The organism is Pseudomonas fontis (assembly GCF_028656955.1).
Taxonomy (GTDB): domain Bacteria; phylum Pseudomonadota; class Gammaproteobacteria; order Pseudomonadales; family Pseudomonadaceae; genus Aquipseudomonas; species Aquipseudomonas fontis.
Window position 1 is genome coordinate 1 of record NZ_JAMDGY010000124.1, and the last position, 8,704, is coordinate 8,704.

At 61.3% G+C, this 8,704-nt stretch carries 7 protein-coding genes; 2 read left to right on the forward strand and 5 right to left on the reverse strand.

The window, feature by feature from the left end:
• Nucleotides 1-99 precede the first annotated feature (99 nt).
• Genes kdpC through kdpF form a run of 4 tightly spaced genes read right to left on the reverse strand, consistent with a single transcriptional unit; the run spans nt 100 to nt 4,535 of the window.
• Nucleotides 100-660: a potassium-transporting ATPase subunit KdpC gene (gene kdpC, locus M5G11_RS26500; protein ID WP_273913931.1), complete on the reverse strand. Its 561-nt coding sequence runs from the start codon at nt 658-660 to the stop codon at nt 100-102.
• Between the two features lie 14 nt (nt 661-674).
• The gene (gene kdpB, locus M5G11_RS26505) at nt 675-2,732 is read right to left on the reverse strand and encodes a potassium-transporting ATPase subunit KdpB (protein WP_273913930.1); all 2,058 of its coding nucleotides are present in this window, start codon (nt 2,730-2,732) and stop codon (nt 675-677) included.
• 10 nt (nt 2,733-2,742) lie between these two features.
• Nucleotides 2,743-4,437, reverse strand: a complete 1,695-nt coding sequence (gene kdpA, locus M5G11_RS26510) for a potassium-transporting ATPase subunit KdpA (RefSeq protein ID WP_273913929.1) — start codon at nt 4,435-4,437, stop codon at nt 2,743-2,745.
• 8 nt (nt 4,438-4,445) lie between these two features.
• Nucleotides 4,446-4,535, reverse strand: a complete 90-nt coding sequence (gene kdpF / locus M5G11_RS26515) for a K(+)-transporting ATPase subunit F (RefSeq protein ID WP_273913928.1) — start codon at nt 4,533-4,535, stop codon at nt 4,446-4,448.
• A 411-nt stretch (nt 4,536-4,946) separates the two neighbouring features.
• Between kdpF and M5G11_RS26520 the strand changes: the two genes are divergently transcribed.
• Nucleotides 4,947-6,374 (forward strand): AAA family ATPase, encoded by a 1,428-nt coding sequence (locus tag M5G11_RS26520; RefSeq protein WP_273913927.1) that lies wholly within the window; start codon nt 4,947-4,949, stop codon nt 6,372-6,374.
• 9 nt (nt 6,375-6,383) lie between these two features.
• Nucleotides 6,384-7,028 carry a retron Ec78 anti-phage system effector HNH endonuclease PtuB gene (gene ptuB / locus M5G11_RS26525; RefSeq protein WP_273913926.1) on the forward strand — a complete coding sequence of 215 codons (645 nt, stop codon included), beginning with the start codon at nt 6,384-6,386 and terminating at the stop codon, nt 7,026-7,028.
• 77 nt (nt 7,029-7,105) lie between these two features.
• On the opposite strand, the gene ppnN is transcribed toward ptuB, so the two are convergent.
• Complete coding sequence (gene ppnN / locus M5G11_RS26530) at nt 7,106-8,479, reverse strand: nucleotide 5'-monophosphate nucleosidase PpnN (protein WP_273913925.1); 1,374 nt, start codon at nt 8,477-8,479, stop codon at nt 7,106-7,108.
• Nucleotides 8,480-8,704 lie beyond the last annotated feature (225 nt).

Below are 8,704 nucleotides of genomic sequence, written 5' to 3' on the forward strand. Positions count from 1 at the left end.
GCAGTGATCCCTGTGGGAGCCGGCATTGCCGGCGATGCAAGGCGTCAGCCTTGCCAGGCAAGTGTGGTTCCCACAGGGTTTTCAGCACGTCCGCTCATATCATTTCTTGAGCGGGGCAACCTGCTCCAGCGCGGTGTTCAATGCCAGCACATTCACCACCGGCGGCCCGACCATCGGGTGCAGGGTGGACTGCTCCACCAGCCCTTGCAAGGCCTCGGCGGAGATTTGCCGTGCCGCTGCCACACGCGCCACCTGATAGGCCACCGCCGCTGGCGGCAGGTGCGGGTCCAGGCCGCTGCCGGAGGTGGTCAGCAAGGCCAGCGGCACCGGCCCCTGCCCTTCCACATACTGCTCGGCCGCCGCCTCGCCAACCCGCGTCGCCAGCGCCGGATTGCTCGGCGCCAGGTTGCTCGCACCGCTGGCCACCGTGGCGTAATCCGCCGCCGAAGGCCGCGACTGGAACCAGGCATCGCCCTTGAACGACTGGGCAATCAATGCCGAGCCACGCACCTGCCCCTGGTCATCACGCACCAGGCTGCCATTGGCCTGCTCGGGGAACGCCACCTGGGCAATCCCGGTCACCACCAGCGGATACACGGCCCCGGTAATCAGGGTCATCAACAGAATCAGGCTCAAGGCCGGACGCACGACAGTACTCATCATCAATTCCTCAGTCAGACCAGTTGCAACGCGGTCAACAACATGTCGATCAACTTGATCCCCACGAACGGCACCACCAGCCCGCCCAGCCCGTAGATCAGCAGGTTGCGGCGCAACAGGTGCGCAGCACTCGCCGCCTGCACCCGCACGCCCCGCAAGGCCAGCGGGATCAGCACCACGATGATCAGGGCGTTGAACACGATCGCCGAAAGAATCGCGCTCTGCGGGCTGCTCAGGTGCATCAGGTTGAGCACGCCCAACTGCGGGTAGATCGCCGCGAACAGCGCCGGCAGGATGGCGAAGTACTTGGCCACGTCGTTGGCAATCGAGAAGGTGGTCAGCGCACCCCGGGTCACCAGCAATTCCTTGCCGATCTGCACCACGTCCAGCAGCTTGGTCGGGTCGCTGTCGAGGTCGACCATGTTGGCCGCCTCGCGCGCCGCCTGGGTGCCGTCGTTCATCGCCATGCCGACGTCAGCCTGGGCCAGCGCCGGCGCATCGTTGGCACCGTCGCCACACATGGCGACCAGGCGGCCGTCGTTCTGCTCCTGGCGAATACGCGCCAGTTTTTTCTCCGGCGTCGCCTCGGCCAGAACATCATCAACGCCCGCCTCGGCGGCAATCGCGGCAGCGGTCAGCGGGTTGTCACCGGTCACCATCACGGTGCGGATCCCCAGCTTGCGCAGCTCGGCAAAGCGCTCGCGAATGCCCGGCTTGACCACGTCCTTGAGGTGGATCACGCCGAGCAGGCGCTTGTCCACGCACACCAGCAATGGCGTGCCGCCGCTCTGGGCGATCTTGTCCACTTCGCGGGCCAGCGGCGCCGGCATGTCCAGGCGCTGCATGCCGACGAAGGCCAGCAGCGAATCGACGGCGCCCTTGCGGTAGCGGCGCTGCTCGAAGTCGACACCCGACAGGCGGGTTTCAGCACTGAACGCCACTGGGGTCAGCAACGCGGCTGCCGGCTCGTTGAAGTCATGCAACTGGCGCAGGTATTCGACAATCGACTTGCCTTCGGCGGTGTCGTCGGCCAACGAGGCCAGCAAGGCGCCTTCAGCCAGCTCACGAGCGGTGACACCCGGCGCGGCCAGCACCGCGCTGCAACGACGGTTGCCGAAGGTGATGGTGCCGGTCTTGTCGAGCAACAGCACGTGCACGTCACCGGCCGCTTCCACCGCACGCCCCGAACGGGCAATCACGTTCAGGCGCACCAGGCGGTCCATGCCGGCGATGCCGATGGCCGACAGCAAGCCGCCGATGGTGGTCGGGATCAGCGTCACCAACAGGGCCACCAGGAACACCATCGGCAGGCTGCCACCGGCGAAATGAGCGAACGGTTGCAGCGTCGCCACCACCACCAGGAAGATCAGCGTCAGGCCGATCAGCAGGATGTCCAGGGCGATTTCGTTGGGAGTCTTCTGGCGCTTGGCGCCTTCGACCAGGGCGATCATCCGGTCCAGGGTCGACTCGCCCGGGTTGCTGGTGATCTGGATCAGCAGCCAGTCGGAGACCAGCCGGGTGTTGCCGGTAACGGCCGAGCGGTCGCCACCGGATTCGCGGATCACCGGCGCGGACTCACCGGTGATGGCCGCCTCGTTGACGGCGGCAATCCCCTCGATGACCTCGCCATCGCCAGGGATCATTTCCCCGGCATCGACGCGCACTACATCACCTTTGCGCAGCGCGCTGGCGGCGACGACTTCGAAGCGCCCGGCACTGTTGCGGCGGCGCGCCGTGAGGCCCTGGCTGCCCGCCTTGAGGCTGTCGGCACGGGCCTTGCCGCGGCCTTCGGCGAGTGCCTCGGCAAAGTTGGCGAAGAGCACGGTGAACCACAGCCACAGGGCGATCTGTACCGCCACCGCAGTAGTAACCCCGTTCTGCGGCACAAAGCACAGCAGCGTGGTGAAGATGGCGGTCAGCTCCACCACCAGCATCACCGGGGAGCGTTTGAGCTGACGCGGGTCGAGCTTGACGAAGGCCTGCACCAGGGCGGGCCGCCACAGTGCGGCGAAGGTGGTGCGGGCCGCTGTGGAAGTCGGCGCCGCGTTCACTTCAGGAATCGGCATATTCATGATCAGCTCCTTAGAAGCCCATGCTCAGGTGTTCGGCAATCGGGCCCAGGGCCAGTGCCGGCAGGAAGGTCAGGCCACCGACCAGCAGGATGGTCACCACCAGCAAGGTGGCGAACAACGGGCCGTGGGTGGGGAAGCTGTTCTGCCCGACCGGTGCGGACTTTTTCATCGCCAGGCAACCGGCCAGCGCCAGCACCGGCAGGATGTAGCCGAAGCGGCCAATCAGCATGCCCAGGCCAATCATCACGTTGTGATACGGGGTGTTGGCACCGAAGCCGGCGAAGGCCGAACCGTTGTTCGCAGACGCCGAGGTGTAGGCGTACAGCACCTGGCTGAAGCCATGCGCGCCGGGGTTGCTCACCGCTGCCGCCGGGCCTGGCAGGCTGGTCGCCAGGGCGCTGAGCACCAGTACGCCGACGGGCATGACCAGCAGGGTCGCCACCAGCAATTGCACTTCGCGGGCCTGGAGTTTCTTGCCGAGGTATTCCGGGGTGCGGCCGATCATCAGGCCGGCGAGGAACACCGCGATCAACACGTTCAGCAGCATGCCGTAGAGCCCGGCGCCGACGCCGCCGAAGATCACTTCGCCGACCATCATGTTGACCAGCGCGACCATGCTGGAGATCGGGTTGAGGCTGTCGTGCATGTTGTTCACCGAGCCGTTGGAGGCAGCGGTGGTGGTCACGGTCCAGAGCACGCTGGCGGTGGTGCCGAAGCGGCTTTCCTTGCCTTCGAGCGGCGCGGTCTGTTCAACCTGCGGGTTGCTCAACGCAGGGTTGGCCTGGGACTCGGCCCACAGCGCCGTACCGCCACCGATGAGGAACAGCGCCAGCATGCAGGCGATGATCGCGCGGCTCTGGCGCAGGTCCTTGACGTAGTGGCCAAAGGTGAACACCAGGGCCACCGGGATCAGGATGATCGAAGACACCTCGAACAGGTTGCTCCAGGCGGTCGGGTTCTCGAACGGGTGCGCCGAGTTGACGCCGAAGAAGCCACCACCGTTGGTGCCCAGTTGCTTGATCGCGATCTGGCTGGCGGCCGGGCCCAGTGGGATGGTCTGGTCAGCGCCTTGCAGGGTGAGTGCATGGACGTAGTCGGTGAAGGTTTGCGGCACGCCCTGCCACACCAGGAACAGCGCCAGCAGCAGGCACAGCGGCAGCAGGCCATAGAGGGTGGCGCGGGTCATGTCGACCCAGAAGTTGCCCACGGTGCTGGCCGAACGCCGGGCGATGCCGCGGCACAGGGCAACCAGCACGGCGAGGCCAGTGGCGGCGCTGACGAAGTTCTGCACGGTGAGGCCGATCATCTGGCTCAGGTAGCTGACCGAGGCTTCGCCGCTGTAGGACTGCCAGTTGGTGTTGGTCATGAAGCTGACGGCGGTGTTGAACGCCAGCGACCATTCCTGGCCTGGCAGGTGCTGCGGGTTCAGCGGCAGGTAGCCTTGCAGTTGCAGTACGCCGAACACCATGAGGAAACCGGCGAGGTTGAAGGCGAGCAAGGCCACGGCGTATTTCTGCCAGCTCTGTTCTTTGCCGGGGTCGACACCGGCAATCCGGTAGCAGCCGCGCTCGACCGGGCCGAGCACGGGTGACATCCACGTGCGTTTGCCTTCCATGACCTTGTAGTAGAAACGTCCGAGCCACGGCGCGGGAATCAGTACCAGGGCGAAGAACGCCAGCAGCACTGCGTAATCGTAACTGTGCATGGTGGCTCCTAGTGGCGATCGGCGCGCAGCAGCGCGAGCATCAGGTACCCAAACAACGCCACTGCCAGCAGCAGTGACACCCCGTCCAGAATGTTCATGATCAGTCTCCGTCCTGCGGCTTCGTTGCCGCTTGCCGGTATTGTCGGGAGGGAGGCTGTAAAGGGGCGAGATGCGGGGGATGGGGAAGGCATAAAGAGTCTGTAAAAATCAGACGTGAGGCGGGGGGTAGGAGAGGCGGCAACCGAAGCCGAACATTACCGTTGAAAAGACCGATATCCTTTTTCAGCCCATGATTAACGTGTCAAAACAACAAATTGGCGCAAAATCAATAACCTACGGTTCAGACCAAGCCCCACATCAGCTAGGGTTTTTCCACAATTTATTTCAACACTCACCAATATGCCGCCAATGGCCTACCTTCCTTTCGTACCTTCAAGATTGACCGTAGAATCTGCGCTTACACAAACCTGCATCGCTATTCAACGGCTCCGGCAGCCGAGGCACCAAGCATGAAGCTCGAAACACTAACACTCCAAAATTTCCGCTGTTTCGAAAGCGTCGAAGTCGATCTTCACCCTTCAGTCACCGTTCTGGTTGCCGAAAATGGGCAAGGTAAATCGGCACTGCTCGATGCGGTTCGTGTTGCCCTCTGGCCTTATGTGAGCAGTTACGACCTGGCACGCAGTGCGCTGAATGATCCCGGCAACGGTATCGCCATTGACGATGTCCGCCTCATGAAATTGGACAGCGGTGACATGGCACGCCAACTCCCTTCTCGCGTACAGATGAAGGGGGATTTCGGTACCGGCCCGGGTGAAACATGGATCCGCTATCGAGACAGTGAAGCCAAGGGAACCAAAACCAAGGATGAGTCGGGTACTGCTGAATTAAAACACTATGCGAGCACACTCCAGCGCCTGATCCGCTCACCTTCGGATGCACCCGCGTCACTGCCTGTTTTCGGTTACTACGGTACTGGCCGCCTGTGGTCACAGAAGCGACTAATGGAAACGCACTACGGGAAAAAGGACACGGCTGAAACTGATTTCTATGTGCGCACCTTCGCCTATGTAAACTGTCTGGACCCTGCCTCTTCTTATAAGCACTTCAAGGAATGGTTCATTTGGGCGTTTGAAAGTCTGCGTGAAGAACAGATAAAACAGCTGGAGAGGCCCGGTTCAGCAGTCGACCTGCACATTGCGCGACAACGCATCCAAGTGGTACAGCAGGCCATCGACTGTTTCCTCAAACCCTCGACGGGTTGGAATACTCTCGAGTACAGCGTCAGCCAGCAAAAGTCCTTGATCCTCCACCATGCGCAGCACGGAACGCTTGATGTTGACATGCTCAGCGATGGCATCCGCAGCATATTGGCGATGGTCGGAGATATTGCCTATCGCTGCATAAAACTAAACCCCCACCTGGGACTGGACGCCGCCTTAAAAACAGTCGGCGTTGTCATGATTGATGAGGTGGACATGCACCTGCACCCCACATGGCAGCAGCGTGTCATCGGGCAACTCACTTCAGCGTTTCCGCAGATTCAATTCATCGTCACAACCCACAGCCCCCAGGTTATCAGTACGGTCCCCGCTGCTAGCATCAGGGTACTGAGCAGCGAACAAGACGCCCTCAGTGGGCAAACCCGTACTGTCATTCGTCTGGTGACACAACAAACACAAGGCGTTGCCAGCTCTGATGTAATGGCCGATGTAATGGGTACAGACCCTGTCCCCGACATTGCCGCGGCTCATCAACTTAGCGAGTACAAGGCCCTCATTGAACAAGGCCTCAAGGATACCCCAGAAGCCAACGAACTCCTGCACCGACTTACAGAGCACTTCGGCACGCGCCATCCGGAATTACTTGACTGTCAGCGCTTGATTCGATTGCAAATACTCAAGGACAAACGTCCTTCAAAAACATCCGGCGCGTGAGGTCATAGCGTGCGAAAACTTGAACGCCAGGAAGCCCCAGGCTGCCTTGCCCATTATCAGCATGGCCAGCAACTGTGGGCAGACGTCACACCGGAGCACAAAGCTGAAATCTGGGCCCACCTCACCATGATGCAAGATGTCCGATGCGCGTACTGCGAATCACTGATCGAACCTACCGCCCGACACATTGAGCACTTTGTCCAAAAAGGTAGAGATGCTCGTGTAACGTTCAGATGGTCAAACCTATTCGGCTCATGCAATGTAAAAGGAAGTTGCGGTGGCCATAAAGATAGCTGCGGCAGATATGATCCAAACGTACTCATCAAGCCTGATACTGACGACGCCAGCGATTATTGGGTTTTCGTCAGCGACGGCACCATTAGAGTTCGTGCAAACCTTACACCCTTAGACCAGCAGCGTGCCGAAGAAAGCCTCCGCATTTTTAATCTTCACGCCACAGGTGGAAAACTCCGAAGCATGCGACGCACCTCATTAATGAGGTACCTGGAAACAGCTGAGGAATTGGCCGGTCTTGCGGCGGAATGCACAACAGACGAATGGCAAGAATTGCTGGCAGGTGAACTGGAAGCGATAGCAAGTGAGCCATTCTCTACAGCAATACGCCACCTTCTAGAGGGTACAGGTCGTTATTGAGTAGTTTTCTACCTCGCAAGCAAACCAAACGGGCCACATCAATACTGTGTGACCCGTTTCTCGCACTTTTTACCCTGTCAGCTCACCACGCGATAGCACGGCTCGTACGCCGCGCCGCCCGGCAGCTTCATCCGGTGCTGCTCGACGAACGCTTGCAGCAGCTTGTCCAGCGGCTGCATCACTGCGGCATCGCCGTGGATCTCGTACGGCCCGTGTTCCTCGATCAGGCGGATGCCCTTGTCCTTGACGTTGCCGGCGACAATCCCGGAAAACGCCCGACGCAGATTCGCCGCCAGCTCATGCGCCGGCAAGGCTCGGCTCAGTTGCAGGCTGGCCATGTTCTGGTGGGTCGGATCGAACGGACGCTGGAAACCTTCCTCGATCTTCAGCAGCCAGTTGAAGTGGAACGCGTCGTTGCGCTCGCGGCGGAACTGCTTCACCGCCTTCAACCCTTCGACCATCTGCCGCGCCACCTGGGCCGGGTCGTCGATGATGATCTCGTACAGCGCCTGCGCCGCCTCGCCCAGGGTTGCGCCGATGAAGGCATGCAACTGCTGTAGGTACGGCTCGGCACTTTTCGGCCCGGTGAGGACGACCGGGAACGGCAGTTCACGGTTTTCCGGGTGCATCAGGATGCCCAGCAGGTAGAGGAACTCTTCGGCTGTGCCGGCACCGCCAGGGAAGATGATGATGCCGTGGCCGACGCGGACGAAGGCTTCCAGGCGTTTCTCGATGTCCGGCAGGATCACCAGCTCGTTGACGATCGGGTTCGGCGCTTCGGCGGCGATGATGCCCGGCTCGGTCAAGCCCAGGTAACGACCGCTGCTCATGCGTTGCTTGGCGTGGGCGATGGTCGCGCCCTTCATCGGGCCCTTCATCACGCCAGGGCCGCAGCCGGTGCAGATGTCCAGCTTGCGCAGGCCCAGCTCGTGGCCGACCTTCTTGGTGTACTGGTATTCCTCGGTGCTGATCGAGTGACCGCCCCAGCACACGACCATTTTTGGCTCAACGCCCGAGCGCAGGGTGCGGGCGTTGCGCAACAGCTGGAAGACGTAGTCGGTGATGCCCTGGGAGTTTTCCAGGTCGATGGCCATGCGGTCCAGTTCGCTTTCGGTGTAGACGATGTCGCGCAGGGCACTGAAGAGCATTTCCCGGGTGCTGGCGATCATTTCACCATCGACGAAGGCGTCGGCCGGGGCGTTGAGCAGTTCCAGGCGTACGCCGCGGTCCTGCTGGTGGATACGTACCTCGAAGTCCTTGTAGGCATCGAGGATGGTCTTGGCATTGTCGACATGGGCGCCGGTATTGAGGATGGCCAGGGCGCATTGACGGAACAGCGTGTAGATACTGCCGGAGCCGGCTTCGCTCAACTGCTGCACTTCACGTTGGGAAAGTGTCTCCAGGCTGCCCTTGGGGCTGACCGAAGCGTTGATTACCTGTCTTGGGGTCATTCTGGATTCCATATAAACGCTGCCAGCAAACGGCAGTGGCAGCGGAAGGTGAACGCCAAACGCAGACGCACACTAGGTATTTAGCAGTTGATGGGGGGGGAAGGCAAACGGTGGCTGCGCTGTGTGAACCGGCATTGCAGACTGCCGCTGCCGTAAGGCTGCGCTCGCCTGCAACGCAGGCGCCGCCGTTGGGAGCCCTGACGGTCTCCAGCGCAGCCTGACGGC

What these genes read in the sequence shown, in the direction of transcription:
- kdpF (WP_273913928.1), bottom strand. Translation starts at nt 4,535, where the DNA reads ATGAACATTCTGGACGGGGTGTCACTGCTGCTGGCAGTGGCGTTGTTT.
- kdpA (WP_273913929.1), bottom strand. Translation starts at nt 4,437, where the DNA reads ATGCACAGTTACGATTACGCAGTGCTGCTGGCGTTCTTCGCCCTGGTA.
- kdpB (WP_273913930.1), bottom strand. Translation starts at nt 2,732, where the DNA reads ATGAATATGCCGATTCCTGAAGTGAACGCGGCGCCGACTTCCACAGCG.
- kdpC (WP_273913931.1), bottom strand. Translation starts at nt 660, where the DNA reads ATGAGTACTGTCGTGCGTCCGGCCTTGAGCCTGATTCTGTTGATGACC.
- M5G11_RS26520 (WP_273913927.1), top strand. Translation starts at nt 4,947, where the DNA reads ATGAAGCTCGAAACACTAACACTCCAAAATTTCCGCTGTTTCGAAAGC.
- ppnN (WP_273913925.1), bottom strand. Translation starts at nt 8,479, where the DNA reads ATGACCCCAAGACAGGTAATCAACGCTTCGGTCAGCCCCAAGGGCAGC.